The 25,929-nt window shown below is 74.3% G+C and carries 25 protein-coding genes, 2 pseudogenes and 1 riboswitch; of the genes and pseudogenes, 18 read left to right on the top strand and 9 right to left on the bottom strand.

What is annotated here, in order from left to right; all coding sequences use genetic code 11:
* From ABZ948_RS32930 to ABZ948_RS32920, 3 genes and pseudogenes are all read right to left on the bottom strand, one after another.
* Window positions 1-96 (bottom strand): annotated as a pseudogene (locus tag ABZ948_RS32930) (GatB/YqeY domain-containing protein); the annotation flags it as partial.
* Between the two features lie 4 nt (window positions 97-100).
* Window positions 101-505, bottom strand: a pseudogene (locus tag ABZ948_RS32925) (FAD-dependent oxidoreductase); the annotation flags it as partial.
* A 1-nt stretch (window position 506) separates the two neighbouring features.
* Window positions 507-695, bottom strand: coding sequence for a ferredoxin (locus ABZ948_RS32920; protein WP_359765758.1), 189 nt, complete (start codon window positions 693-695; stop codon window positions 507-509).
* 339 nt (window positions 696-1,034) lie between these two features.
* Between ABZ948_RS32920 and ABZ948_RS32915 the strand changes: the two genes are divergently transcribed.
* Together ABZ948_RS32915 and ABZ948_RS32910 are read left to right on the top strand one after the other, a co-directional pair.
* Entirely contained in the window at window positions 1,035-2,384 is a 1,350-nt protein-coding gene (locus ABZ948_RS32915) for a glutamine synthetase family protein (RefSeq protein ID WP_359765756.1), read from the top strand.
* 41 nt (window positions 2,385-2,425) lie between these two features.
* Window positions 2,426-3,712, top strand: a complete 1,287-nt coding sequence (locus ABZ948_RS32910; RefSeq protein WP_359765754.1) for a cytochrome P450 — start codon at window positions 2,426-2,428, stop codon at window positions 3,710-3,712.
* Between the two features lie 181 nt (window positions 3,713-3,893).
* On the opposite strand, the gene ABZ948_RS32905 is transcribed toward ABZ948_RS32910, so the two are convergent.
* Together ABZ948_RS32905 and ABZ948_RS32900 are read right to left on the bottom strand one after the other, a co-directional pair.
* On the bottom strand, window positions 3,894-4,517 hold the full coding sequence (locus ABZ948_RS32905) for a sigma-70 family RNA polymerase sigma factor (protein WP_359765752.1): 624 nt from the start codon (window positions 4,515-4,517) through the stop codon (window positions 3,894-3,896).
* 237 nt (window positions 4,518-4,754) lie between these two features.
* Complete coding sequence (locus ABZ948_RS32900; RefSeq protein ID WP_359765750.1) at window positions 4,755-5,414, bottom strand: hypothetical protein; 660 nt, start codon at window positions 5,412-5,414, stop codon at window positions 4,755-4,757.
* Window positions 5,415-5,558: 144 nt separating this feature from the next.
* Between ABZ948_RS32900 and ABZ948_RS32895 the strand changes: the two genes are divergently transcribed.
* The gene (locus ABZ948_RS32895) at window positions 5,559-6,698 is read left to right on the top strand and encodes a winged helix DNA-binding domain-containing protein (RefSeq protein ID WP_359765748.1); all 1,140 of its coding nucleotides are present in this window, start codon (window positions 5,559-5,561) and stop codon (window positions 6,696-6,698) included.
* 63 nt (window positions 6,699-6,761) lie between these two features.
* Here ABZ948_RS32895 and ABZ948_RS32890 read toward each other — a convergent pair whose 3' ends face one another.
* Window positions 6,762-7,238 (bottom strand): DUF4396 domain-containing protein, encoded by a 477-nt coding sequence (locus ABZ948_RS32890; RefSeq protein ID WP_359765746.1) that lies wholly within the window; start codon window positions 7,236-7,238, stop codon window positions 6,762-6,764.
* Between the two features lie 103 nt (window positions 7,239-7,341).
* Between ABZ948_RS32890 and ABZ948_RS32885 the strand changes: the two genes are divergently transcribed.
* Window positions 7,342-8,148 carry an SDR family NAD(P)-dependent oxidoreductase gene (locus ABZ948_RS32885; RefSeq protein ID WP_359765744.1) on the top strand — a complete coding sequence of 269 codons (807 nt, stop codon included), beginning with the start codon at window positions 7,342-7,344 and terminating at the stop codon, window positions 8,146-8,148.
* Window positions 8,149-8,163: 15 nt separating this feature from the next.
* Here ABZ948_RS32885 and ABZ948_RS32880 read toward each other — a convergent pair whose 3' ends face one another.
* The gene (locus ABZ948_RS32880) at window positions 8,164-9,012 is read right to left on the bottom strand and encodes a class I SAM-dependent methyltransferase (RefSeq protein WP_359765764.1); all 849 of its coding nucleotides are present in this window, start codon (window positions 9,010-9,012) and stop codon (window positions 8,164-8,166) included.
* A gap of 233 nt (window positions 9,013-9,245) precedes the next feature.
* On the opposite strand from ABZ948_RS32880, the gene ABZ948_RS32875 reads away from it, so the two are divergent.
* On the top strand, window positions 9,246-10,043 hold the full coding sequence (locus ABZ948_RS32875) for a VOC family protein (protein ID WP_359765742.1): 798 nt from the start codon (window positions 9,246-9,248) through the stop codon (window positions 10,041-10,043).
* A 10-nt stretch (window positions 10,044-10,053) separates the two neighbouring features.
* Here the strand turns inward: ABZ948_RS32875 and ABZ948_RS32870 are convergent, their stop codons facing one another.
* The gene (locus tag ABZ948_RS32870; protein WP_359765740.1) at window positions 10,054-10,782 is read right to left on the bottom strand and encodes a carbonic anhydrase family protein; all 729 of its coding nucleotides are present in this window, start codon (window positions 10,780-10,782) and stop codon (window positions 10,054-10,056) included.
* Between the two features lie 292 nt (window positions 10,783-11,074).
* On the opposite strand from ABZ948_RS32870, the gene abc-f reads away from it, so the two are divergent.
* From abc-f to ABZ948_RS32825, 9 genes are all read left to right on the top strand, one after another.
* Entirely contained in the window at window positions 11,075-12,760 is a 1,686-nt protein-coding gene (gene abc-f / locus ABZ948_RS32865; protein WP_359765738.1) for a ribosomal protection-like ABC-F family protein, read from the top strand.
* A 7-nt stretch (window positions 12,761-12,767) separates the two neighbouring features.
* Window positions 12,768-13,304, top strand: coding sequence for a GNAT family N-acetyltransferase (locus tag ABZ948_RS32860; RefSeq protein ID WP_359765736.1), 537 nt, complete (start codon window positions 12,768-12,770; stop codon window positions 13,302-13,304).
* Between the two features lie 71 nt (window positions 13,305-13,375).
* Window positions 13,376-15,223, top strand: a complete 1,848-nt coding sequence (locus ABZ948_RS32855) for an ABC transporter permease subunit (protein ID WP_359765762.1) — start codon at window positions 13,376-13,378, stop codon at window positions 15,221-15,223.
* Window positions 15,220-16,527, top strand: a complete 1,308-nt coding sequence (locus ABZ948_RS32850; protein ID WP_359765734.1) for an MDR family MFS transporter — start codon at window positions 15,220-15,222, stop codon at window positions 16,525-16,527. Before ABZ948_RS32855 ends, ABZ948_RS32850 begins: the two co-directional genes overlap by 4 nt.
* Window positions 16,528-16,733: 206 nt before the next feature.
* Window positions 16,734-18,158, top strand: a complete 1,425-nt coding sequence (locus ABZ948_RS32845) for a serine/threonine-protein kinase (RefSeq protein ID WP_359765733.1) — start codon at window positions 16,734-16,736, stop codon at window positions 18,156-18,158.
* A gap of 127 nt (window positions 18,159-18,285) precedes the next feature.
* A riboswitch (cobalamin riboswitch) is annotated at window positions 18,286-18,471 on the top strand.
* Window positions 18,472-18,501: 30 nt separating this feature from the next.
* Window positions 18,502-19,203, top strand: coding sequence for an energy-coupling factor ABC transporter permease (locus ABZ948_RS32840; RefSeq protein ID WP_359765731.1), 702 nt, complete (start codon window positions 18,502-18,504; stop codon window positions 19,201-19,203).
* Entirely contained in the window at window positions 19,200-19,574 is a 375-nt protein-coding gene (locus ABZ948_RS32835; RefSeq protein ID WP_359765729.1) for an energy-coupling factor ABC transporter substrate-binding protein, read from the top strand. Before ABZ948_RS32840 ends, ABZ948_RS32835 begins: the two co-directional genes overlap by 4 nt.
* A gap of 5 nt (window positions 19,575-19,579) precedes the next feature.
* Window positions 19,580-20,329, top strand: coding sequence for a cobalt ECF transporter T component CbiQ (gene cbiQ / locus ABZ948_RS32830; protein WP_359765727.1), 750 nt, complete (start codon window positions 19,580-19,582; stop codon window positions 20,327-20,329).
* Window positions 20,326-21,186: an energy-coupling factor ABC transporter ATP-binding protein gene (locus tag ABZ948_RS32825; RefSeq protein ID WP_359765724.1), complete on the top strand. Its 861-nt coding sequence runs from the start codon at window positions 20,326-20,328 to the stop codon at window positions 21,184-21,186. Before cbiQ ends, ABZ948_RS32825 begins: the two co-directional genes overlap by 4 nt.
* A gap of 39 nt (window positions 21,187-21,225) precedes the next feature.
* Here ABZ948_RS32825 and ABZ948_RS32820 read toward each other — a convergent pair whose 3' ends face one another.
* Window positions 21,226-22,362 (bottom strand): amidinotransferase, encoded by a 1,137-nt coding sequence (locus ABZ948_RS32820; protein WP_359765722.1) that lies wholly within the window; start codon window positions 22,360-22,362, stop codon window positions 21,226-21,228.
* Window positions 22,363-22,528: 166 nt separating this feature from the next.
* On the opposite strand from ABZ948_RS32820, the gene ABZ948_RS32815 reads away from it, so the two are divergent.
* The 4 genes from ABZ948_RS32815 to ABZ948_RS32800 all read left to right on the top strand — a co-directional run bounded on the left by ABZ948_RS32815 (window position 22,529) and on the right by ABZ948_RS32800 (window position 25,896).
* Window positions 22,529-23,206, top strand: coding sequence for a maleylpyruvate isomerase N-terminal domain-containing protein (locus ABZ948_RS32815; protein ID WP_359765720.1), 678 nt, complete (start codon window positions 22,529-22,531; stop codon window positions 23,204-23,206).
* Window positions 23,207-23,342: 136 nt separating this feature from the next.
* Window positions 23,343-24,146: an alpha/beta fold hydrolase gene (locus tag ABZ948_RS32810; RefSeq protein ID WP_359765718.1), complete on the top strand. Its 804-nt coding sequence runs from the start codon at window positions 23,343-23,345 to the stop codon at window positions 24,144-24,146.
* Window positions 24,146-25,567: a PP2C family protein-serine/threonine phosphatase gene (locus tag ABZ948_RS32805; RefSeq protein WP_359765760.1), complete on the top strand. Its 1,422-nt coding sequence runs from the start codon at window positions 24,146-24,148 to the stop codon at window positions 25,565-25,567. The genes ABZ948_RS32810 and ABZ948_RS32805 overlap by 1 nt, the downstream gene beginning before the upstream one ends.
* Window positions 25,564-25,896, top strand: a complete 333-nt coding sequence (locus ABZ948_RS32800) for an STAS domain-containing protein (RefSeq protein WP_359765716.1) — start codon at window positions 25,564-25,566, stop codon at window positions 25,894-25,896. The genes ABZ948_RS32805 and ABZ948_RS32800 overlap by 4 nt, the downstream gene beginning before the upstream one ends.
* Window positions 25,897-25,929 lie beyond the last annotated feature (33 nt).

The raw sequence follows: 25,929 nt of genomic DNA, 5'->3' as shown, positions 1-25,929 counted from the left end.
GGCGAGCGTCAGCCGGAGCGTCGAGGAGCGGAGCTCGTCGCGCTCCTTGATCGCGGCGTTGAGGTCATCCTGCAGCTTCGACTTGAGCGTGGTCACCGGCGCGCAGGGCCCGGGCGTCGTCGATCGTGCGGAGGGTGTGCCGGCCGGCGACCGGCCCGGGGCAGCGCAGCCGGCGGGGCCGCATCCCGGTGGCGACGACCAGTGAGTCGTAGGAGAGGACCGAGCCGTCGTCGAGTGTGACGGTCCGCTCGGCGAGGCGCGCCGCGGCGACCCTGGTGCCCAGCCGCCATTCCACGTCGGCGGCGGACGGCTTCGGCGTGAAGGCGAGGGAGGCGAAGGACGCTTTGCCCGCGAGGACCTCCTTGGAGAGCGGGGGCCGGTTGTACGGCGGGTGCGGCTCGTCGCCGATCACCGTGATGCCGCCGGTCCAGCCCGCGGCGCGCAGCTGCTCGGCGGCGCGCAGTCCGCCGAGGGAGGCGCCGGCGACGACGATGCGCCCGCTCATGTCAGTCCTCGATCCGGATGGCCTGGAGCGGGCAGACGTCCGCGGCCTCCTCGACCTCGTCGCGCAGGGCGTCGTCGGGGTCGGGGACGTAGGCGAGGCGGCCGTCGTCGTCCAGCCGGAAGACGTCGGGGGCGGCGAAGACGCACTGGCCGTGGTCCTGGCACTTGGTCATGTCGACGACGACCTTCATGGCCGGTCCTCCTGGAGGTGAGGGCGTCGAGGGGAAGGGGGAGAAGGGGCCCGGCGGGAAGGGGCCGGGCCCCGGCCAACGGGGTGCGGTGATCCGCGCCCCGAACTCGTTTGGCTTCAAACAAGGTAGGCAGGGGCAGGGGTCTGGTCAATAGCTATCCGGATGGATAAATTCTTGCCCCCGCCCTCTTGCGGACCCCTCCCCTCACCCCTACCGTTTGGCATCAAACGAGACTTGGGCGGTCCTGGCTCCGCCGCGCCCGGCCGCTCGCTCCCACGCCACCCGCCTCCCCGGCCCCGTGTCCCGGAGGTGTCCCGACGTCCGCCCGAGGAGACAACGGTGAGCGCTCACGACCTTGAAGAAGTCCGCCGCCACATGGACCGGCTCGCCGCCGACGGCATCGACGTGGTCCGGGTGACCTATCCCGACCTGATCGGCACCGACCGGGCGCGGGACGTGCTGCTGGACGAGCTGCCCCGGGCGTGCGAGCACGGGCTGGCGTTCTGCCGGGCCGTCTACCACACCAGCCCGCAGGGCGATGTGGTCCCGGTCAGCGGCGGGCTCGACGCGGGCCTGCCGGACATCTGCGTCCGGCCGGACCTCGACACGCTGGTGCCGCTGCCCTGGGAGCCGGGGGTGGCCGCATGCCTGGGCGAGGTCGTCGACCCGGCGACCGGCGCGCCGGCCCCCGAGTCGCCCCGCGACCTGCTGCGCGCGGTCCTCGCCCGGTGCGCCGAGCACGGCCTGCGGCCGGTGGTCGGGCCGGAACTGGAGTACTTCCTGTGCGACCCGGACCCGTCGGGCGGCTGGCGCCGCTACGCACCCGGCCCCGGGGTCGTCTACACCGCCGGGCTGCGCGCCGACCCGGACAACCACCTGCTGCGCACCCTGCGCCACGTGCGGGACCTGAAGGTCCGCGCCATCAGCGGCAACCACGAGTTCGACGGCGGCCAGATCGAGATCAACCTAGCCCACTCGGACGCCGTGTCGGCCGCCGACCGCTCGTTCCGCTTCAAGGCCGCGATCAAGGAACTGGCGCGGAAGGAGGGCCGGCTGGCCACCTTCATGGCCAAGCCCTTCAACGACGCGGGCGGCTCCGGCTTCCACCTCCACCTGTCCTGCGACGACGAGCAGGGCCGCAACACCTTCGACGACCCGTCGGGCCCGTACGGCCTGTCCGCGACCGCCCGGCACGCCGTCGCCGGTGTCCTGGCGCACGCGCCCGCCCTGGCCGCGCTGCTCAACCCCACGGTCAACTCCTACAAACGCTTCGGGCCGGACACGCTCGCGCCCTGGCTGATCGACTGGGGCCTGGACAACCGCAGCGCCATGGTGCGCATCCCGCCCGAGCGGGGCTCGGGTGCCCGGCTGGAACTGCGCCTGGGCGACGCGAGCGCCAACCCGTATCTGGCGATCGCCGCGACGACGGCCGCCGCCCTGCTGGGTGTCCTCGCCGGCGAGGAGCCCCCCGCCCCGCTGGAGGGCTACGGCTACGACACCGCCCGCTCGGCCGTCCTGCCGCAGACCCTGTCCGCCGCGCTGGACGCGCTGGAGGCGGACACCGCCCTGACCGACCTGCTCGGCAAGGGCTTCACCACGTCCTTCCTGTCCTACAAGCGCGACGAGGTCGAACGCTTCCACCGGCACGTCACGGACTGGGAGTTCACCGAGTACGCCTACCACCTGTGACGCCCCCTGTGACGACCCCTGTGACGCCGAGGAGCACGCCGATGACGACCGAGACCCTGCCCGACGCCGTGCGCGAGCCGCTGCCCCTGGCCGACGTGGACCTCACCGACCTGGACCGCTTCACCGACGGTGTCACCCCCTGGCGGATGTTCCACACCCTGCGCCACGAGGACCCGGTGCACTGGCAGCCCGAGGAGGCGCCCAACTCCGGTTTCTGGGCGGTGACCCGGCACCAGGACATCGTCCGGGTGGACCGCGACGCCGAGACCTTCACGTCGACGAGGTTCGTCAACCTGGAAGAGGTCGACGACGACCAGATCAAGAAGCGCGCCTCGATCCTGGAACTGGACGGGGTCCGGCACCGCGCGCTGCGCAGCCTGATCCAGCGGCAGTTCGGCGCGAGCGTGATCAACGGCTACACGGACTTCCTGCGCGGACTGACCGCGAGGACCCTCGACGCCGCCCTCGCCAAGGGCCGCTTCGACTTCGTCGAGGACGTCTCGGCGGACTTCCCGATCAACGTCCTCGCCCGGCTGCTGGACGTGCCGCCGGAGGACAACCGGAAGCTCATCGACTGGGGCAACCGGATCATCGGGCACACCGACCCCGACTACGCGGACGTCCTGCTGCACAGCGAGGAGAGCGAGCGGTACCGCGATCTGCCGTTCCGCTCCCCCGCGTCCCTGGAGGTCTTCGAGTACGGCCGCGAACTGGCCCGGCAGCGGCGCGGCGGCGACGGCACGGACCTGGTCTCGCGCCTCGTCAACACGACGCCCCGGGACGGGGTACCGCTCTCCCCGCAGGACTTCGACAACTACTTCCTGCTCCTGGTCGTCGCCGGCAACGAGACCACCCGGCACACCATCTCCCACTCCATGCTGGCCCTCATCCAGCACCCCGAGCAGCTCGCCCGGCTCCAGGAGGATCCCTCCCTGATCCCGGTCGCCGTCGAGGAGTTCCTGCGCTGGGCCTCCCCCGTCTACCACTTCCGCCGCACGGCCACGCGCGATGTCGAGCTGGGCGGCAAGCAGGTCAGGGAGGGCGACAAGGTGGTGATGTGGTTCGCCTCCGGCAACCGGGACGAGGAGGTCTTCGGCAACCCGTACGACTTCGACGTCACGCGCGCGGACAACGACCACGTCACCTTCGGCAAGGGCAGCCCCCACCTGTGCCTGGGCAATCTCCTGGCCCGCACGGAGATCCGCATCATGTTCGAGGAGCTGATCCCGCGCCTGGCGGACATCCGTCTGACCGGTGAGGTCCCGCGCGTGCGCTCGAACTTCGTCAACGGCGTCAAGAAGCTGCCGGTGGAGGTCACCCTCGCCTGAGTTCCACCCGGCCGCGCCTTGCCGCCGAGCGGTCCGGACCCGAACCGAGTTGGCCGGAATCCCACTGCACGTCACCAAGATCGCGAGAGTGGAGGTGAACAACACGGCGGCTGAGCAGCCGCGGGTCTTCCGCCGTCCGAGAAGGCGCGAGCGGCAGGGGGCGCCTGCCGCTCGCGCCGTGTCAGGCCGCGACCGGCGCTGCGGGCGCCGGGGGCCGGGCCTCCTCCTCCGCCTCGGCCAGCAGCGCCAGGAGCGTGGCCCGGGCGCGGGACACACGGGAGCGGACCGTGCCGACCGGGCAGTCGCTCAGCTCGGCGGCCTCCGCGTACGGCAGTCCGAGCAGCTGAGTGAGGACGAACGCCTCGCGCCGCTCCTCGGGCAGCCCGGCCAGCAGCTCCCGCAGCGCCACGCCGTCGTCGAAGCCGGGCAGGCCGCGCGGCTGGGCGTGCTCGACCGCCAGCTCCCAGTCCGGCAGGTCGGCCGGACGGGGGCGCACGGCGGTGTGGCGGATGCTGTCGGCGACCGCGCGGCGGGCGATGGCGAGCAGCCAGGCGCGGGCCGAGGAACGGCCCTCGAACCGGTGCAGGCTGCCGAGCGCCCGCAGGAACGTGTCCTGCGCCAGATCGTCCACGGCCTGCGGGTCGGCGCACAGGTGGGCGACGTACCGGATGACGTCGCGGTGCAGGGCGCGCACGAACCGGTCGACGGCCACGGAGTCGCCGCCCCGGGCGGCCAGCGCCCAGGCGGTCGCGGACTCGTCGGCCGTGGCCGGTCTCGCGGCGAGGGGCGGGGCAGGAGTGATCATCTGATGTCCTTCTCGGGTGTCCGGGACCACGGGCGCGCGGGCGGGCACGCGGACACACCGGGGTGTCCGGCGTGCGGGCCCGGCCGCGTGGTCCGGTGAGCGGGGATGCGGCCGTACCGGTACGACGCGCCCGGGCCGAGCAGGCCCTGGCTGCCGCGGGCAGTGCGGCGCGGCGACGTACGCGGGGACGACCGGGACCGGGGCGCACACGGGCTGCCCCGGAACGACCGGCTGCCGTCAGGCGGCAGCGGCCCCCACCGGTGGCCCCCGGGAGGTGATCGCGTGGACGAGGGGACAGAGGCGCGGTGCCCGGTCCGAAGACGCGCGCCGGGCCCGCACGGGCGGGGGCGGCGGCGCCGGCAGGGCGAGCAGCAGCCGCAGGGGCGCGGCGAGCCGGCCGCCGACGGCGCGCAGCAGCCGGAAGGCGGCCCGTTCGCCGTGGCCCAGCCACAGTCCGCACAGCAGCGCGGCCAGGAGGTGGGCGGCGAGCATGCCGAGGGAGGAGTCCCCACCGGGGGTGTGGCCCATGTGCCCCAGGTGCTGGGCGGACATGGCCTCCATGGATCCCGTGCCGTGCCCCGTGGCACCCCTGTCCATGGAGTGCGCGCCGGGGAAGGACGCGTCGGCGGCCGGACCGGTGCCCGCCTGCGGGGCGAGCGAGAACGCCGAGTGCAGGGCGGTCTGGACGGCCACGGCGACGGTGACGACGAGCCGGAGGCCGCGCTCGCGGCCCGCCAGGCACCAGCCCGCCACACCCGTGACGGCCCATCCGGCCACCAGGGCCGGCAGGGGCACGTGGTCGCCGGACATCATGACGTGGCCCAGGGCGGCGAGCACGACACAGACGGCCGCGAACACCGCGGCCCGTATCGCGCGAGCACACCGCCCAGCTGTCATGGCGCCTCATCCTCGCATTCGGCCCCGCCCCCGTCGTCCATGAGTACGAACATGGTCCCGGCCGTTCACTCACACCACGAGGTGTGATCCAGGCCACTTTCCAGGAACCGCTGCCTCCGGTCGGGCCACGGCAGAATCCCCGGCGTGGAGATCACCGCGCAGGAGCTCAACCGGGCCACGCTCCAACGCCAGTTACTGCTGGGCCGGGAGGTGATGGAGGCCGGGGAGGCCGTGCGGCGCGTGGTCGCGCTCCAGGCGCAGCACGCCGCTTCGCCGTACCTGGCGCTGTGGAACCGGCTGGCCGGCTTCGACCCGGCCGAGCTGGACGACGCGTTCGCGCGGGGGACGGTGGTCAAGGCGACCCTGATGCGGATCACGCTGCACGCGGTCCACGCGGACGACTACCAGGTCTTCCGTGAGGCGATGCAGCAGACGCTGTACGCCGCACGCCTCGGCGGCCGGTTCGCCGGGGCGGGGCTCACGCCGGCCGACGGCGAGGCGCTCGTCCCGGAGCTGCTGGACTTCGCCGGCCGGCCGCGGACGGCCGCGGAGCTGCAGGAGTGGCTGGAGAAGCGGGTCGGCAGCGAGCGGAAGGCCGGCGCGTGGTGGGGGCTCAAGGGGTATGCGCCGCTGTTCCACGTGCCGACCGGCGGGCCGTGGTCGTTCGGCCCCCGGGCGTCGTTCACGGCGGCGCGGACCGGTCCCGTGCTCCGGGGGCGGGTGACGGTGCCGGAGTCGCTGCGGCGGCTGGTTCTGCGCCATCTGCGGGCTTTCGGGCCGGCGTCGGTGGCGGACGTGGCGCAGTTCGCCATGGTGCCGCGGCAGCCGGTGCGGGAGGCGCTGCGCGCGCTGACCGACGCGGTGGAGGAGCTGCGGGGCCCGGACGGGACCGTCCTGTACGACGTGCCGGGCGCCCCGCGACCGCCCGCGGAGACGCCGGCTCCGCCCCGGCTCCTGGGCATGTGGGACAGCGTGCTGCTGGCCCACGCCGACCGCAGCCGGGTGATTCCGCCGGCCTGTCGCCATCTGGTGATCCGCGTGAACGGCGACGCGCTGCCCACACTGCTGGTCGACGGCCGGGTCGCCGGCGTGTGGCGCGCGGTGGACGGCGGCATCGAGGCCACGGCCTTCCACGAGCTGCCGCCCGCCGTGTGGGACGGACTCACCGCGGAGGCCGCGTCCTTGACGCGCCTGCTGTCCGGCCGCGACGGCGAGGTCTACCGCCGCTACCACCACTGGTGGCCCAAGCTCCCCGACGGGCAGGTACGACTGCTCACGGGCTGAGCGCCGGACGCTCACGGCCGAGCGCGCCGGACGCTCACGGGCCGAGCGCCGGACGCCGCCGCGTCAGTGGTGGGCGTGGACGACGGCGTGGCCCTTACCCCGGCCGATCATCCACTTGTTGACCGGGGTCGTGATCACGAAGGCGACGGCGAATCCGCCCAGCAGCGCGGACCAGAACAGCGCGTCCGTGAGGTGGGCGTCCATCGCGCCCGGGGTCAGGGCGATGATCGCGTTGTCGACGAACTCCATCACCGTGATCGAGACCGTGTCCGCGGCCAGCGCGACCTTGATCGCCGCCCCGAGCCCGAGGCCGGCCCGCAGGACCGCGAACAGGGTGAACGAGTAGCCGAAGAGGAACGCCAGCCCGATCGCCAGCACCATGGTGGGCACGTTGCCCCATCCCAACGCGGTCCCGATCACCATGCCGAGGATCTCGCCGATCGCACACCCGGTCAGACAGTGCAGCGTCGCCTTCACGGCGGTCCCCCAGGACGCCGTCCCGTGCGCGTGCTTCGCAGGTTCATGAGTGGTGTGGTCCATGACTCCGACCATATACCCCCCAGGGGTATATGGCCAGAGGTGACGCGACCACGTCGGCCGCCCGCTGACGGCCGGCCCGCCGAGTCGATCTAGAGTGCTGGCCATGACGACGCAGCCGCCGCGGTCGACCCGGCAGACGCAGGCCTATCTCTCCGAGCTGTTCTCCCTGGACGGCCGGGTCGCGGTGGTCACGGGCGGCAGTTCCGGCATCGGCCGCGCCATCACCGGCGCCCTCGCGCGGGCCGGGGCGAGCGTCGTGGTCGTGGCCCGCACCGAGGCCGGCCTGGCCGCGACGGTCGAGGAGCTGACGGCCCAGGGCTGCCGCGCCGCCCGGGTCAGCGCGGACCTGAGCACGCGCGAAGGGGTGCGGACGGCCGCCGAGCGGGCGGTCGAGGCGTTCGGGGAGCCCGACATCCTCGTCAACAGCGCCGGCATCAACCTGCGTCCGCCGATGGACGAGCTCACCGAGGACGTCTGGGACGCCACGATGGCCGTCAACCTGGAGGCGCCCTTCCTGCTGGGACAGCGCTTCGGCCCCTGCATGGCGGAGCGCGGGTACGGGCGGATCCTGCACATCAGTTCGCAGCAGGCGCACCGGGCGTTCGTCCAGAGCGGCGCCTACGGTGCCTCCAAGGGCGGGCTGGAGGCGCTGGCGCGGTCCCAGGCCGAGGCGTGGTCGCCGCGCGGCGTCACCTGCAACGTGCTGGTGCCGGGCTTCGTCATGACACCGCTCAACGCGCGACTGTCGTCGGACCCGGAGAAGGTGGCCGCCCTCGCGGCCCGCACGATGATCGGACGCAACGGCCTGGCCGAGGACTTCGCGGGCGCGGCGGTCTTCCTGGCGAGCCCGGCCTCGTCCTACATCACCGGGCAGTCGGTCTTCGTCGACGGCGGGCTGTCCGTCCACTGACGCGGCCCGGGCCGGTCAGCCCGCGGACGGGTCCTTACCCCACACGAACACCTCCGTGCTCGGGCCCCGTTCGGAGAACCGGCCGGACGCGGAGGCTCCCCGCAGCAGTCGGCGCAGGTCCGCCTCGAAGTCGTCCCGGCGCCCTTCGAACAGGTGCGGAGCCGAGAACGACATGGAGAACACCCAGGCGACGACGTCGTCGACGCTCCGCTCCAGCGGCTGCCCGCCGGGCAAGACGAGCCGCCTGGGGCCGGAGAAGCCGGCCCGGGCGAACACCTCGGCCTCGCCGCCCGGCGTCCCGTTCGGCAGCACTCCCCGGCCCGCTCGCCGCACCGGCCCCAGGTAGTGCCTGACCAGTTCGTCCACCGCCGCGTACGGGACCGCGGGGTGCGGCAGGCCGTCGACGGTCCGGGCCTCCGTCTTCAGGTCGGAGATGTGCACCAGGGCCCCGCCGGGGAGGAGCATGTCGCGGACGGTCGCCGCGACGAGGTCGCGGTCCATCCAGTGGAAGGACTGGCCGAAGACGGCGACGGAGAACGTGCCGAGCCCCGCGGGCAGCGCTTCGGCACGGGCCCGCACCCACCGGGACCTGTCCGCGAGGCCCCGGCCGGCGGCTCCGCGCGCTGCTTCGGCGATCATGCCGCTGTCCGGGTCCACGCCGACGATCTCGGCGAACAGGTGCGCGAGGCTCAGCGCGATGATCCCGGGCCCGCAGCCCACGTCGATGAGGCGCCCCCGCCCGTCGGGCCGCAGCGCCTCGGCGAGCGCGTCCGCCAGTCCGGGGGCGTACGGGAGCCGCCCCCGCTCGTAATAGGCGGCGGTCCCCGAGAACAAGGTGTCGTCCCACTCCCAGCCGGCGACCACGCCGCCCACCACCCTCACCGCACAGAGATCCGCCACCACCCGGCCGGGCGGCGGGCCCGATCCTCCCACGGCCGGAGATCCGGGCGGGCCCCACCGACCGGGCCCCCCAACCGGGCCCCACGACCGGACCGCCACCGGACCACCACCGGACGACCAGGGACGCGGCCGACGGGCGAGTGTCGGTGCCCGGTGCCACGCTGGGCAGACAGGACCTGCGAAAGGGATGCATCGCCATGATCACCACGGAGTACGCGCCCGGTTCCCCCTGCTGGCTCGACCTCGGCACGCCGGACGTCCCGGCCGCCGCGGCCTTCTACGGCGCGGTGCTCGGCTGGGAGTACGAGTCCATGGGCGAGAGCGAGGACTTCGAAGGGGGGATGTTCAAGAAGGACGGCAAGATCGTCGGCGGACTCGGCAAGCTCACCGAGGAGGGCGCCCGCTCGGCCTGGATGCTCTACTACTGCGTCACCGACGCGGACGCCACGACCCAGGCCGTGCAGCAGGCGGGCGGCACCGTGCGCGTGGCGCCGATGGACCTCGACGAGTGGGGCCGCATGGCGCAGTTCAGCGACCCCCTGGGCGGCCAGTTCGCCGTCTGGCAGCCGGGGACTAACCAGGGCATGGAGCTGGTGGACCAGCCCGGCTCACTGTCGTGGGTGGAGCTGTACACGAGCGACGCCGCGGCGGCGAAGGAGTTCTACGGCGGCCTCTTCGGCTGGCAGTTCAGCGACATGCCGCTGCCCGGCGGCGGGGGCACGTACACCCTCATCACCCCCGCCGGCCTGCCCGAGGAGCGCATGCACGGCGGTCTCATGGAGTTGGGCAAGGAGGCCCTCTCGCTGGCGAACGGCCGGCCGTACTGGCACCCGGTCTTCGCCGTCGACGACTGCGACGCCGCGGTGGCCAGGGTCAGGGAGAACGGCGGCAGCGTGCAGATGGGTCCCGAGGACGCGGAGGGCGTGGGCCGGCTGGCCGTCTGCCTGGACCCGGCGAACGCGGACTTCGTGGTGCTCACCCCGGCGGAGGGCTGAGCCGGCCGCGTCACCACCAGCGGTGGCGGTCCCCGGCGATGCGCCGGTCCCCGAGCGGCTGCACCGCACGGGCGTTGCCCTCCGGGAAGAGGCTCCGGTAGTGCGCCAGCGCGGCGGCGGACGCCTGCACCGGGTGGGTGAGCACCGTCCAGCGCACACCGGTGGCGTAGGGGCAGGTGGTGGTGGAACCGAGGTAGCGGTACGACTCGGTGCAGGGCGGCAGCAGCGCGTCGAGCGCCACGTCGGGCACGGGCCAGGGCTCCTCGCAGCGGCGGGCCGAGCCCAGCAGCCGGTCCAGGGAGTCGTTGGCCTCGCCCGGGTGGACGAAGACGCCCAGCACCGCGTACTCCTTCGCGGCGGCCCCGTCCACTGCTCCGTCCCCGACCGTCCGTACGTACTTCAGGTGCTGTTCCATCGGGAACGCCACCCCGCCGACGGTGTGCTCGGAGGGGGTGTGCCAGTGGACGTCGTCCAGCCGGTAGGTGGCGTCGCCGATGCTCAGCAGGCACTCCTCGCCGGTCGGCGGCTCGGCCTTCACGGTGCCCTCCTCGGGCCGGACGCAGCCTGGCTGGTGCTCGGGGGGCCGCTCGAAGCGCAGACTCAGCGCGAGCCGTGCGGGATGCCGCAGGCGCAGCGGCGGCAGGGCCGAGACGTCGATGGCCTGCGGCCGGATGTCGACGGGGCTCTGCGACAGCAGCGGCGTGCCGACTGCGGACTGCGCGGGGGCGGTGAGAGACACGGGCGTACCCCTTCGGGCTGAGACAGGCGGGTCGGCGATCACCCGCATGCTTTCCCTCCCCCGCTCCCGGAACGCGGCAGGTCACCTGGACTGCTGAACATCCGGCGGCACGGGGTTGACCCGGCCGCTTCGGTCGAGCGCACCCGGACTGCACGTCCGCGCGAATTGAGGCGAGACGGTTCGTCTTGTTATGGTGGGGGCATGGCTTTCCTCTTCTTCGTCTGAGTCCGGGCACGGCCGACGCCGCCGTTTCTGCCGCCCGTTGACCCTTCGCATGCCCAGGGAAAGCCCTATGCGCGACCGCGCCCCCACCTCCCTGTCCACCACCGTCCCCGGTGTGGCGCAGTTGTCCGTCAAGTCCGTCACCAAGTCGTACGGCACCCGGACCGTCCTCGACCAGGTCTCCTTCACCGTCCGGCCGGGCGAGAAGGCCGCCGTCATCGGCGAGAACGGCTCCGGCAAGTCCACCTTGCTGCGGCTGCTCGCCACGGCCGAGACGCCGGACACCGGGGACATCACCGCCCGCTTCCCCGGCGGCACCGGCCACCTCGCCCAGACTCTCGGCCTCGACGCGGACCGCACCGTGCAGGACGCCGTCGACCTCGCCCTGACCGAACTGCGCGACATGGAGCGAAGGCTCCGTGCGGCGGAGGAGTCCCTCGCCGACGCGTCGGAGGAGGAACTCTCCTCGTACGGCGCACTGCTGAGCGCCTACGAGGAACGCGGCGGATACGAGGCGGACGCCCGTGTGGATGCCGCCATGCACGGGCTCGGGCTCGCCCGGATCACCCGTGACCGCCTGCTCGGTTCGCTCTCCGGCGGCGAGCAGGCGCGCCTCGCGCTCGCCGGCGTGCTGGCCGCCGGCCCCGAGCTGCTGCTCCTGGACGAACCGACGAACCACCTCGACGCGGCGGCCGTGCGCTGGCTGGAGGAACACCTGCGCGCGCACCGCGGCACCGTGGTCGCGGTCACCCATGACCGCGGCTTCCTGGAGCGCATCGCGACCACGATCCTCGAGGTCGACGGGGACGAGCGCACCGTGCGCCGGTACGGCGACGGCTGGGCCGGCTACCGCGCCGCGAAGGCCGCCGCCCGGCGCGCGGCGGAGCAGCGGTACGCGGACTGGGTCGAAGAGGTGGCGAGCACCGAGGAGTTGCTGGAGGCCGCGGGCAGGCGGCTGGCCACCACCGGCCGCGACCCCAAGCAGGGCTTCGGCAAGCACCGCCGCTCCAGCGAGGCGAAGCTCGGCGGACAGGTGCGCTCCGCGAGGGAGCGCCTGGACCGGCTACGGCGCGACCCGGTGGCCGAACCGCCGGTACCGCTCCGCTTCCGGACCGCGCTGCCGCCGGCGGACGGCGCCCCACCCCAGGGCCCACTCGCCGAGCTCGACGACGTACGGGTCGGGGAACGGCTGTGTCTGGACGGGCTGCTGGCGATCGAGCCCGGAGGGCGCCTCCTCGTCACGGGCGAGAACGGCGCGGGCAAGACGACGCTGCTCCGCGTCCTGGCGGGCGACCTGGAGCCGGACGCCGGCACGGTGCGCCGCCCAGCCCGGATCGGCTACCTCGCCCAGGAACTGCCCGCGCACGCCACGCGGCTGCCGCTGCTCGCCGCGTTCGCGGCCGGACGGCCCGGACTGCCGGACGAGTACGCCGAACAACTCCTGTCCTTGGGCCTGTTCCGTGAACACGACCTGCACGTCCCGGTCGCCGCCCTGTCCGTGGGGCAGCAGCGGCGGCTGCAGATCGCGACCCTGGTGACCCGGCCCGCGGACCTCCTCGTCCTCGACGAGCCGACGAACCACATCGCGCTCGACCTGGTCGAGGACCTTCGGACCGCGCTCGCGGCATACCCCGGGGCGGTGGTCGCGGTCTCGCACGATCGCGACTTCCGCGCGCGCTTCGAAGCCGAGCAGCTGGACCTGCACGCCGGCCGCAGGCGCAGCCCCCGGCCGAGCCGAAAACCTACTTGCATATGATGTGCAAATGCACGACTACACCATCAGGGAAGCCACGGCAGCCGACGTCGACGGGGCCCGGGTGGTGATGCTCGACACGGTGTACCGCGACTTCGACACCGGTTATGTGCCGCGGTGGCACGCCGACATCATCGACCCGGTGTCGTTCTACGTCGCGCCCCCGCGGCACACGCTCCTGGTGGCCGTGGACGAGCGCGACGGGACGGTGGCGGCCACGGCGGCGCTGGACGCGCGCGGGCCGGCGCATCCGCCGAACCCGCGCTGGCTGGCCGAGCGGTTCCCCTCGGGCGAGACCGCGCAGCTGCGGCGGGTGTACGTGCGCCCCGAGCACCGGCGGCGGGGCCTGGCGCGGCACCTCGTGGAGGGGCTGCTGGAGTTCGCGCGGGCCGACGGCGGTTACCGGTCCGTCTATCTGCACACGTATCCGCACTCACCCGGCGCCATGGGCCTGTGGCGGGCGCTGGGCAAGGTGCTGTGCGACGAGCGCGAGGAAGTGCCCGGCGGAGGCACCGGGGTCGTGCACTTCGAGATCCCCTTCTCCTGAGCGCAGTGGTGTTCAAGACCTCCTCCGTGACCAGGGGCCTCGCCGCCCTGCGCGTCCTCGCGCGGGGCGGGATCCCGACGCTGCTGTGGCGGGCCGTGCTCACGGCCGCCCTGGTGGGCGCGATCGGCCTGCTGCCCTGGCTGTCGCGCACCGACCCGGCGCTGACCGTGCTCAAGGCCCGCTCGGCCGACCGCGACCCGACACCCGGGACGCTGCGGGCCGTCCGTGACCAGCTCGGCCTCGACGACGGCCCGCCGGCCCTGCTCGGCCGCTGGCTCCGCGGGCTGCTGCACGGCGACGCGGGCACCTCGTGGGTGTCCGGCGCCGAGGTGCTGCCCGGCGTGGCGCAGGGACTCGGCGCATCGCTGCTGCTGATGTCCGGGGCCCTGGTCGTCGCGGCGGGCACGGCGGCGGCGGTGTGCGCCCGTACGCTCCGGCTCGGCTCGCGCGGACGGCTCGCCGCGCGCGGCCCCGGCGGCACGGCGGCCGCCGTGCTGGCGGCGCTGCCCGAGTTCCTCGTCGCCTCGGTGCTGGCGTCCGTGATCGGAGTGCAGCTCGGCTGGCTGCCCGCCCTCGGCTGGTACGGGCCGCAGTGGATGGTGCTGCCCTCGCTGGCCCTCGGGCTGCCCGCCGGGGCGGTCCTCGGACGGATGCTGGACGACCTGCTGCCCGGCGCGTTCGCCGAGCCGTGGGCGCTGGCCGCGGCGGCGCGCGGGGTGCCGCCGAAGTCCGTGGCGCGGCAGGCGGTGCGCCGCTGCGTGCCCGGGCTGCTGCCGAACCTGGGCCTGTTCGTGGTCGGTCTGACCGGCGGGTCGGTCGCCGTCGAGCAGATCTTCGACATCCCGGGCCTGGGCCGGCTCACCCTGCAGGCCGCCCTGGCCCAGGACCTGCCCGTGCTGCAGACCGGCACCCTCGCCCTCGTCCTGCTCGCGGCCGCCGCCGGGTTCCTCGCCCGGTGCACGGCCCGGCTGCTGATCGGGCCCGCGCTGCGCGACGGCGCCCTGCACTCCCCGCACCCGACCGGCCCGCCCGCGCCGCGCACCCTGCCCCTGCTGTACGGGGCGCTGCTCGCCGCCGTCATCGGCTTCGGCCTGCCCCGTGACGCGCTCACCCTGGACGCCCTGGGCCGGCTGCAAGCCCCCTCCGCGGCCCACCCGTTCGGCACGGACGCGCTCGGGCGGGACGTCCTCGCCCGGGTCTCCCACGGGGCGCTGACCACCCTCGGCACCGCCCTCGCGGTGAGCGCCGCCGCGCTGGTCGCGGGCCTGCTGCTGGGGCTGCTGCCGAGGCTGTCCGGGCCGCTGGTCGACACCGTCAGCGCCGTACCGCCCGTCCTCGCCGGTCTGCTCGTCGCCGGCGTCGCGGGCAGCGGCCCCTGGACACCGGCGTTCGCCGTGGGCGTCGTGGCCTGGGCCCCGCTGGCCGCGCACACCTCCTCCCTGCTGCGGCAGGAGCGCGCGACCACACACCTGGCCGCCACCCGCGCGCTGGGCGCCGGGCGCCGCCACCTGCTGCGGCACGAGCTGCTGCCCGCCGTGCTGCCGCCGGTGACCCGGCACGCGCTGATCCGGCTGCCCGGCGTCGCGCTGAGCCTCGCGGCGCTCGGCTTCCTCGGCCTGGGCGCCCAGCCGCCGTCACCCGAGTGGGGTCTGCTGCTCGCCGAGAACCAGCCGTACGCCGAGCGCGCCCCTTGGGCCGTCCTGTTCCCCGCCGCCGTGCTCGCCCTGCTGGGGGCGCTCGCGGTGACGGCCGCGGGCGGCGTACGGCCGCCCCGGCGGCGCGCGCGGCCCGGCGGCCCGGCCGGACCGCCCGGGAAGCCGGTCGAACCCGTCCCGGGCCCTCGGCGGAACCACCCCGCCGCCCTCCTCGTCCCCGTGTCCTCCTCACCGACGTCCCCCTCACCGACAGAAGAACGATGACCGATCGCATCTCCCGCGCGCTCCCCCGCCGAACCGCCCGTCCGTCCAAGGCCCCGCGCAGCCCGCGCGCCCCGCGCGAGAGCACCTGGCGGCTGTGGAAGGACCTGTCCCCGCTGCTGCGGCTGCTGATCCTCACCCAGCTCGCCTTCAACATCGGCTTCTACGCCGTCCTGCCGTTCCTCGCCGAGCACCTGGGCACCGCGATCGGCATGGCGGGCTGGCTGGTCGGGTTCGTGCTCGGGCTGCGCACCTTCAGCCAGCAGGGGCTGTTCGTGGTCGGCGGCTGGCTCGTCGACCGGTGGGGCGTGCGGCCGGTCGTGCTGTCCGGCTGCGTGCTGCGGATCGCCGGCTTCGTGTGGCTCGGGTACGCGGAGGCGAGCTGGGCCGTGATCGGGGCGGTGCTGGTGATCGGTTTCGCCGCCGCGCTGTTCTCCCCCGCCGTGGAGTCCGAGGTGGCCCGCCAGGCGGTGGTCTGGGAGGAGGACGGGCACGGCCCGCGTACGCGGGTGCTGGCCCTGTTCAGCGTGGCGGGGCAGGCCGGGGCCTTCGTCGGACCGCTGCTCGGCGCCCTGCTGCTCGCCGTCGACTTCCGCACCGCGTGCCTGGCCGGCGCCGCGGTCTTCGTGCTCGTCCTCGCCGGGCACCTGTGGCTGATGCCGCAGCACATCCCGGGCCGGGTCCGCGTCCGGCAGCGGGGCGGGGTGCGCGTGCTGCTGCGCAACCGCCGTTTCCTGGCCCTGTGCTGCGCGTACGGCACATACCTGCTCGCCTACAACCAGCTGTACCTGGCCCTGCCGGACGAAGTGCAGCGCGCGGCGGGCTCCCAGGCGCCGCTGTCCTGGCTGTTCGCCCTGTCCTCGGTCCTCGTGGTGTTCGCCCAGCTCCCGGTGACCCGCTGGGCGGGCGACCGGCTGGACCTGCGCCGCTCCATGACCGCCGGGCTGCTGCTGATCGCGTCCGGCTTCGCGGTGGTGGCCGCCGCCCGTCCCGCCGGGTGGACGGGCGCCGCCGGGCTGCTGCCGGCCGCCGGGTTCGTGGTCCTGCTCACCGTGGGGCAGATGCTGGTGGTGCCCGCCGCCCGTGCCTGGGTCCCCGACCTCGCCGAGGAGGGCCGGCTCGGCCTGTACATGGGTGCGCTGTCCTCCGTCTCCGGCCTGATCGTGCTCGTCGGCAGCGCCGCCACCGGTTCCCTGCTCGACCTGGGCCTGCCCGCCGCCGTGCCGTGGCTGGTCCTCGCGGCCGTGCCGGCCCTGGCGGTGGCGCTGCTGCCGCGCCGGGAGGAGGGGGCGCTCCCGGCGGGCTGACCGGGCCCGGCAACCACGCGGGCGGGAGCGTCACCCCCGAGGGCGACAGCGCGCTCCCGGGTTTTCCGGGACCGTATCCGCCGGGGACACCGCAGCGGAGCACACTGATCATCCGGCGCCAGTATCCTGGGTCGGCTGCGGCACCCCCCACCAATCCCCGTGCGAACGCGGGGAGTTCGGCCTGCGGCGACGACCTTCCCACACGCATGAGACGAGGACGAGTGCTGCTAGCGGGCCGCTACCGGCTGGATGTTGAGATCGGGCGCGGTGGAATGGGAGAGGTCTGGCGTGCGTACGACGAGACGCTCGCCAGAGCGGTGGCCGTCAAGCTGCTGCTGCCCCAGGACACCGACGCCACGGCGGCCTCCCGGTTCCGCCTGGAGGCTCAGACCGCCGGGCGTCTCAACCACCCGAACCTGGTCGGTGTGCTGGACTTCGGCGAGTACGACAACCGGCTGTACCTGGTGATGGAGCTGGTCGAGGGCGACAGTCTCGCCGGGGTGCTGGCCGCGTCGGGCGCGCTCCCCGCCGGCCGGGTGGCCGACCTCGCCGCCCAGGCCGCCGCCGGGCTCGCCGCCGCGCACGCGCAGGGCATCGTCCACCGCGACGTCAAGCCCGCCAACCTGCTGCTGGACGCGGGCGGCACCCTGAAGATCGGCGACTTCGGCATCGCGCGCTTCCTCGACGATCCCGGGGCCGCGCTCACCGCCACCGGCCAGATCGTGGGCACCGGTCTCTACCTCGCGCCCGAACGCGCCCTGGGGCAGCCCGCGGGGCCCGCCTCCGACATGTACTCCCTGGGGTGCGTGCTCTACCAGCTCCTCAGCGGCCGCCCGCCGTTCCAGGCGGACACCGCCGTCGCACTCCTCCACCAGCACCTCGACAGCGCCCCGGTGCCGCCCCGCGAGCTCGGTGTCGCGGGTCTGCCGCCGGCCTTCGAGAACTACCTCCTCGGGCTCCTCGCCAAGCAGCCCGAGGACCGGCCCTCGGCCCAGCAGGCCGCCGAGTGGTTCGCCGGCGGCGCCTGGCGGGGGCTGCCCGAGCCGCTGCCGGAGGCCGCGTCGCCGGTGCCGTCCGCCGCTCCCGGGGCGTACGCGCCCGCCGAGCCCCGCAGCGTGACCACCTACGCGCTGCCCGGCGCCCCCGCGCTGCTCACCACCCGCACGCCCCACGCCGGACGCGCGCGCCGCGCCGCGCCCCGCGACCGCCTCGGCGACCGGCGGCGCGCGGCCGCGACGATCGCCGCGGCGGCCCTCTTCCTCGCCGCGATGCTCGCCGGCATGCTCTGGTTCTCCCCCGACGACACGGCGACGGAGGGCACGGAACCGGACGCGTCACCGACCGCGAGTAGCCCGGCCGCCACCCCGTCCGGCGGTTCCGCCTCGCCCCTCTCCTCCGCCCCGGGCGCGGACACCGCTCCGGCCGCCGGCACCGTGGCCGATGTCACTCCGCCCACGACTCCGTCCCCGTCGACCGCTCCCCCTTCTCCCACCCCGAGCCCCGCGGCCCCCACGCAGGAGGCGACCGCCGACGCACCGCGACAGGCGGAGCAGCCTCGGCAGGAGAAGCCCCGTAAGGTCCGGCCGGTCGGGGACGGCGACGACGACGGGGACGACGGGGGCGACGACTGACACGGCCCGCCGTCCGGCGGCCCGGGGCCGCCCGTCCCGCTCGGATCCGCGGCGGCATGCGCCGGTGTGCGAGCGGGCGCCCCCTCACGCGCCCCCTGCGTGGCTTGTCATCGCCCTTATCCCGGCCTTATTGTCACCACGCCTTGGTGAACGGGAAATCCGGTGTGATGCCGGTGCGGCCCTCGCCACTGTGAATCGGGAAGTCCGGCTCCAGCCCCCACGGGCAGCCACTGGGTCCTGAAGGACCCGGGAAGGCGGAGCACGGGCGGTGGTACCCGTCAGCCAGGAGACCGGCCAAGGCGCGTCAACCATCCACGAGGTGCTGGAGAGGGTCTGCTGAGCCATGCACATAGCCGAGGGTTTCCTGCCTCCGGCGCACGCGGTCGCCTGGGGCGTCGCGTCGGCGCCGTTCGTCGTCCACGGAGTCCGGTCGCTCACCCGTGAAGTGCGCGAGCACCCCGAGAGCACCCTGCTCCTCGGTGCCTCCGGCGCCTTCACGTTCGTCCTGTCCGCCCTGAAACTGCCGTCCGTCACCGGCAGTTGCTCCCACCCGACCGGCACCGGACTGGGGGCCATCCTGTTCCGCCCGCCCATCATGGCGGTCCTGGGCACCATCACCCTGCTCTTCCAGGCCCTGCTGCTCGCGCACGGCGGCCTCACCACGCTCGGCGCCAACGTCTTCTCCATGGCGATCGTCGGGCCCTGGGCCGGATACGCGGTGTACAGGCTGCTGCGGCGGTACGACGTGCCGCTGATGGGGGCCGTGTTCTGCGGGGCGTTCGTCGCCGACCTGTCCACCTACTGCGTCACCAGCGTGCAGCTGGCGCTCGCCTTCCCGGACCCGGGCAGCGGATTCCTCGGCGCGCTCGGCAAGTTCGCCTCCATCTTCGCCGTCACGCAGATCCCGCTCGCGGTGAGCGAGGGCCTGCTCACCGTCCTCGTGATGCGGCTGCTGGTGCAGTCCAGCAAGGGCGAACTGACCCGGCTGGGCGTGCTCCTCGCCGACAAGCGCGCGCGGACCGAGACCGAGGCGGTGGCCCGATGAACCGGAACACGAAGATCAACCTGGTGCTGCTGCTCGCCGTGGCCGCGCTCGCCGTGCTGCCGCTCGCACTCGGCCTCGGCGACCACAAGGAAGAGCCGTTCACCGGCGCGGACGCCCAGGCGGAGACGGCGATCACCGAGCTGGACCCGGGCTACGAGCCCTGGTTCTCGCCGCTGTACGAGCCGCCGTCCGCGGAGATCGAGTCGGCGCTGTTCGCCCTCCAGGCGGCGCTCGGCGCGGGCGTCCTCGCCTACTACTTCGGTCTGCGGCGCGGCCGGCGCCAGGGCGAGGAACGGGCCACGGCCCGTCAGGAGGCCGCCGACCGGGCCACCGCGGGCGTCCCCGGGGAGTCCCCGGCCGACGGGGCCTGAGCCGCGTGCTGCCGATCGACGCGGCGGCGCACAGCAGCCGCTGGCGCCGCCGCCACCCCGTGGACAAGGCCGTGCTGGGACTCGGCCTCACCGTGCTGGCGGTCTCGCTGCCGCCCTGGCCGGGCGCGGCCCTGGTGCTCGTGGCGGCGCTGTCCCTGCTGCTGGGTCCGGCCGGTGTGCCCGGCCGGCGGCTGTGGCGGGCCTACCGGGTGCCGCTCGGCTTCTGCGTGACCGGCGCGCTCACCCTGCTCGTCCAGGTCGGCGGGCCGGGGGGCTTCGTCTCCCTCGCCGGTGACGGGCCGGTGCGGGCCGGGGAGTTGCTGCTGCGCACCTCGGCGGCCTCCCTGGGGGTGCTGCTGTTCGCCTTCACCACGCCGATGTCCGACCTGCTGCCCCGCCTGGTGGCGGCGGGCGTGCCCGCACCCGTCGTCGACGTCGCCCTGGTGACCTACCGGATGAGCTTCCTGCTGCTGGACTCCGTGCGCCGTGTCCGGGACGCCCAGGCCGCCCGGCTCGGGCACACCAGCCGGGCCGCGGAGTGGCGGTCCCTGGCCGGGCTGGGCGCCACCGCGTTCGTCCGGTCCTTCGACCGGGCGGCCCGCCTCCAGGCCGGTCTCGCCGGGCGCGGCTACGACGGCACCCTGCGCGTCCTGGTGCCCGAGGCCCGGGTCTCCGTCCGCTTCACCGCGGCCAGTTGCGCGCTCCTCGCGGCGCTGGCCGTCCTCACCTTCGTTCTGGAAAGGCCGCTGACATGAGCGAGGCCGCCCTCGTCGCCCTGCGGGGCGCGTCCTTCGCCTACGAGGACGGCCCGGCCGTGCTCAGCGGCCTCGACTTCGAGATCCGCGAGGGGCGCGCCCTCGCGCTGCTCGGCCGCAACGGCAGCGGCAAGACCACGCTGATGCGGCTGCTCAGCGGCGGACTGAAGCCGCACGAGGGCCGGCTGACGGTGGACGGGCAGCCGGTGACGTACGACCGCAAGGGCCTGACCCGGCTGCGCACGACCGTCCAGCTGGTGGTGCAGGACCCGGACGACCAGCTGTTCGCGGCCTCCGTCGAGCAGGACGTGTCCTTCGGGCCGCTGAACCTCGGGCTCGACGACACGGAGGTGCGGGCCCGGGTGGCTCAGGCGCTCGACGCCCTGGACATCGCCGCCCTCGCCGACCGGCCCACCCATCTGCTCTCCTACGGGCAGCGCAAGCGGACCGCCATCGCGGGCGCGGTCGCCATGCGGCCCCGGGTCCTCGTCCTCGACGAGCCGACGGCCGGGCTCGACCCCGACGGCCAGGAACGGCTCCTCGACACCCTCGACGGGCTCCGCGCGCGGGGCACCACGGTGGTGATGGCCACTCACGACGTCGACCTCGCCCTGCGCTGGGCCGACGACGCGGCGCTCCTCACCCCGTCCGGCGTCCGCACCGGGCCAGCGCCGACGGCACTGGCCCGCACCGATCTCCTCCGGCAGGCGGGGCTGCGGCTGCCGTGGGGCGCCGCGGCGGCGGAACTGCTGCGCGCCCAGGGCGTGTTGACCGACTCCGCGCCGGGCCCGCGGACGCCGGACGAGCTGGCCGCCCTCGTGGCGGGACAGCGGCCGGCGACACCCCGGAGCGGCTGAGGGGAGTGCGGTCGGTCGGTTACGGTCGGTCAAGCACGGTCAGTCGAAGTACGACTGGAGCGAGCCACGGCGGCGGACGTCGAGCGTCGCGCAGTGGAACGAACCGCCGAACGGCGCGTAGTGCAGCAGGTCGCACGGGATCGGCTCGAAACCCCACTTCTCCAGCGCGCGCAGCATGCCGGTGTGGTGCCGCTCCGCGATCACCCGCCGTTCGTCGACCATGAGCACGTTCATGCTGAGCCACTTGCCGCACATCGAGGTGACCCTGAGCAGCCGCTCGTCGATCGGCTCGGGCTCGGGGGCGACCAGGACGTCCCAGGAGTCCAGGACGGCGGGCAGCCGGTCGACGTCGATGTACTCGGGGTTGACCAGCACCTTTCCGGGCGCGAGCAGGACGAACGTCGTGTCGATGTGCATGGGCGTGCGGCAGCGGCTCTCGATCTCGTGGATGCGGTACCCCGGCCCGAGGTGGCGGCGCAGCCAGTCGATGCCCATCGCGTTGGTGACGTTGCTGCGCGTGACGAACAGGTCGCGTCCCGCCCGGACGAAGTCCGCCGCGTCGAAGACGGGCTCGAACTCGGTGAGGATGTACCGCATGGGCTCGCCGTCCTCCGGGACGCGGAAGTCCGGGTCGAACAGCTCGTCCGTGAGCTGCGGCCTGGGCGCAGCCGTCCAGCGCGCGCCGCGCCGGAAGTAGTCCTTGAGGATCGGGCGGTAGGAGTGCGTCTCGAAGTACCGGCACGGCCATGCCATCGGGGTCTCGATGATCTCGTCGCCGATCACGAGCATGCTGTCGCGCGGACAGGTGTTGCAGAAGCCTCGTGAGGACCAGTCCGGGGTGCCGAAGCGGCGCCGGTGGTCGACCGCGTCCGGGCGCCGGACCGTGACGCCGAGGGACTCCAGCAGGGTGACGAACCCGTCGATCTCCTGCTGCGCCTGCTCCACCAGCATCCGCGGGTACCTCAGGCCCGCGGCGAGCCCCTGCAACCGCCCGGCCCACGGGGGCACGTTGCAGCTCACGACCGGGTGGTCGGAGGGGATCGTCGCGCCGTCGAGACGCCCGACGATGATCTCCTCCAGCGGATCCCACTCGGTGTGCGAGTGGACCGGCGACACGAGCCGCTCCGGCTCGCCGGCCGGCGGCGATGGTGGTCCGGGGTTCTGCAGGACGGTCATGGTCACCCCCTCGGGATCGTGGGCTCCCGTGATGCGCCGCACGTGCCCGGTCACTCGGCGTGGTCGGCCGGGGCCGTCCGCGTCGGCGGTCGGGACACCCTCGGTACCCTGCCGGTTGCCCCGAATTCGCTTGTCCACGCTCGCGGCGCGGCACTACGTTGCCGGGGTGGATCACTACGGTGCCGACGCGGATCTCTTCGCACGCTCCTGGGCGGCCTTGCGCGAGGCGGTGGCCGGTCTCTCCGACGAGGACTTCGCCCGGCCGTCCGGCTGTACCGGCTGGCTGGTGCGGGATCTGGTGTGCCATCTGGTCATCGACGCCCAGGACGTCCTGATCACCCTCGCCACCCCTTCCCGCCGGGAGCCGACCCGGGACGCGGTGACCTACTGGGAGGTCTCCGGTACGCCGCCGACCGGCGACGACCCGCTCGACGCGCTCACGGTGCGGCTGGCCGCGGCGTACCAGGAGCCGCACCTGCTCAAGTTCCACCTGGACGACGTCGGCTCCGCCGCCGGCCGCGCGGCCCTGCTCGCCGACCCGGCCGCCAGGATCGGTACCCGCGACGAGGTCCTCACGGTGGCCGACTACCTCTCGGTGTACGTCCTGGAGTGGACGCTGCACCACCTCGACCTGATCGCGTACCTGCCGGACCCGGAGCAGCCGCCGGCCGAGGGGCTCACCCGGTCCCGAGAGTTGCTGGAGCGGATCGCGGGGAGCGCGTTCCCCGCCGCCTTCCACGACGTGGACGCGCTGCTGGTCGGGACCGGGCGGCGGGCGCCGACCGAGGCGGAGCGGGCCTGGCTCGGCGATCTGGCCGCGCGGCTCCCGCTGTACCTGGGCTGACCGACTTCCCCCGGCTGACCGGCTCCCCGGCCGGGCTTCGGGCTTCGGGCTTCGGGCTTCGGGCTTCGGGGAGGACGATCGCGCTGTTCAGGAGCCTGCCGTGGGACGGTCCCGGGTGTGGTGGGATCATGGGGGCATGGACATCCGCCGCCGGAACAACGTCAAGGTCACCGGTCGCGGCGACGCACCGGTGCTGCTGCTGGCACACGGGTTCGGCTGCGACCAGAACATGTGGCGCCTGGTGGTGCCCGCGCTGGCGGAGCGGTACCGGGTCGTGCTGTTCGACTACGTCGGCTCCGGCGGCTCGGACCTGTCGGCGTGGAGCGAGGAGCGGTACGCCTCGCTGCACGGCTACGCCGCGGACGTCGTCGACGTGTGCGAGGAGCTGGATCTGCGGCGGGCGGTGTTCGTGGGGCACTCGGTCAGCGCCATGGTCGGGGTGCTGGCGGCGCAGGCCGCGCCCGGGCGGATCGGGGCGCTCGTGATGGTGACGCCCTCGCCCTGCTACATCGACGACGAGGGCTACCGCGGCGGCTTCAGCACGGCGGACATCGACGAACTGCTGGACTCCCTGGAGGCGAACTACCTGGGCTGGTCGTCCGCGATGGCCCCGGTGATCATGGGCAATCCGGAGCGGCCGGAGCTGGGCCGGGAGCTGACCAACAGCTTCTGCGCCACCGACCCCGACATCGCCCGGGTCTTCGCCCGTACGACCTTCCTCACCGACAGCCGCGAGGACCTCAAGAGCGTGTCCGTGCCGACCCTGGTGCTGGAGTGCGAGCAGGACGCCATCGCGCCCCGCGAGGTCGGCGCCTACGTGCACGCGGCGATCCCGTCCTCCCGCCTCGTCACGCTCGCCGCCACGGGGCACTGCCCGCAACTGAGCGCGCCGGAGGCCACCGCCGAGGCGATCCTCGACTTCCTGGAGTCACGGCGGTGATGTGTCGCGCCGGCGGAGTGCCGGACCCCGCGGGGAACGGGGCCGGCACGGACGCGGCGTTCACCGCGCTGCTGGAGGACAGCGCGGAGGACCTGTACGAGTCGGCGCCGTGCGGCTATCTGTCCACGATGATGGACGGCACCATCGCCAAGATCAACGCGACGCTGCTGGACTGGCTCGGCCTGGAGCGCGAGGCCGTGGTGGGCCACAGGCGCTTCGCGGACCTGCTCACCGTCGGCGGGAGGCTGTACCACGAGACGCACTTCGCGCCGCTGCTGCGCATGCAGGGCGAGCTGCGCGGTGTCGCCCTGGAGATGCGGAGGCAGGGCGGCGGCCGGCTGCCCGTGCTGGTCTCGGCCGTGGTCAAGCACGGCACCGGCGGCGAGCCGCTGCTGATCCGTACCACCGTCTTCGACGCCTCCGACCGCCGCTCCTACGAGGAGGAACTGCTGCGGCGCCGCAAGGAGGCCGAGCGGGTCCGAGCCGAGGCCGAGCAGGCCCGCGTCGAGGCGGAGCAGGCCCGCGTCGAGGCCGAACGCGCCCGGGCGGAAGCGGAACGGGCCCGTGCCGAGGCCGAGCGGGCCCATGCCGAGGCGGACGAGGCCAGGCGGCAGGCCGAGGCCGACCGGACCCGGCTGGCCGCCGCGCTCGCCGTCCTGCAGCAGTCCCTCGTGCCGGACTCGCTGCCCGCCGTGCCGGGCCTGGAGACGGCCGTGCACTACCACACGGCCGCGCCCGACCAGCTCGGCGGCGACTTCTACGACCTGTTCCCCGTCGCCGGCGGCCGCTGGGCGTTCTTCCTCGGCGACGTGTGCGGCAAGGGCCCCGAGGCCGCCTCCCTCACCTCGCTGACCCGCTACACCCTCCGGGCCGCCGCGCACCACGATCCGGAGCCCGCCTCGGCCCTGGCCACGCTGAACGCCGTGCTGCACGACCGGTACACCGCCGGCGGCGACCCGCGGTACTGCACCTGCGTCATCGGTGTCGTCGAGCCCGGCGGCGAGCACGGGTCCGTGACCGTGCGCATCGCCTCCGGCGGCCACCCGCCGGCGCTCGTCCTGCGGTCCGACGGCAGCGCCGAGTACCTGCCCACCCCCGGCGGCCTGCTCGTCGGCATCCTGCCCGGCGCGCCGATCGGCACGGCGGAGACCGTGCTGGCCCCCGGCGACACGCTGGTGCTGTACACCGACGGCCTCACCGAGGCCCGTACCGGCCCCGGCCGCGACGACCTGTACGGCGAGGACGCCCTGCGGGCCTTCGGCGCCGGTCACGCCCCCGCCGGACCACGCGAGGTGATCACCGCGCTGACCGGGCTGCTGGAGAGCTTCGGCGACGGTCTGGACGACGACACCGCCCTGCTCGCCCTCGGCGTCCCCGCCGCCCCGTCCCCGACACGCCCGACCACGAGCCCCACCTCATGAAGCCGCTGACCATCGACCACCGCTCCACCGCGACCGGCCCCGTCCTGCGCGTGGCCGGCGACCTGGACTTCGACCAAGCCCCCGAACTGCGCCGCCGGATCGGCCTTCTGCCCCTCGCGCCGGGACAGTGCCTGGTCCTCGACCTGTCCGGGCTGGAGTTCTGCGACTCCTCCGGCATCACCGCCCTCCTCGCCGCCCGCCAGCACGCCCTGGCCGCCGAGACCGACGCCGTCCTCGCCGCCGTGCCGGCGCACCTGCTGCGGGTCCTCACCCTCGTCGGTCTCGACCAGGTCTTCACCCTGCGCCCGCACAGCGACCCCGCGTCCTGAGTCCGCCCGCCGTGCCCCTTGGCGCTCCCCGGA

The organism is Streptomyces olindensis (assembly GCF_040645895.1).
GTDB lineage: Bacteria > Actinomycetota > Actinomycetes > Streptomycetales > Streptomycetaceae > Streptomyces > Streptomyces olindensis.
Note: the sequence above shows the minus strand (reverse complement) of the source record. Positions and strands in the feature narration are given on the sequence as shown.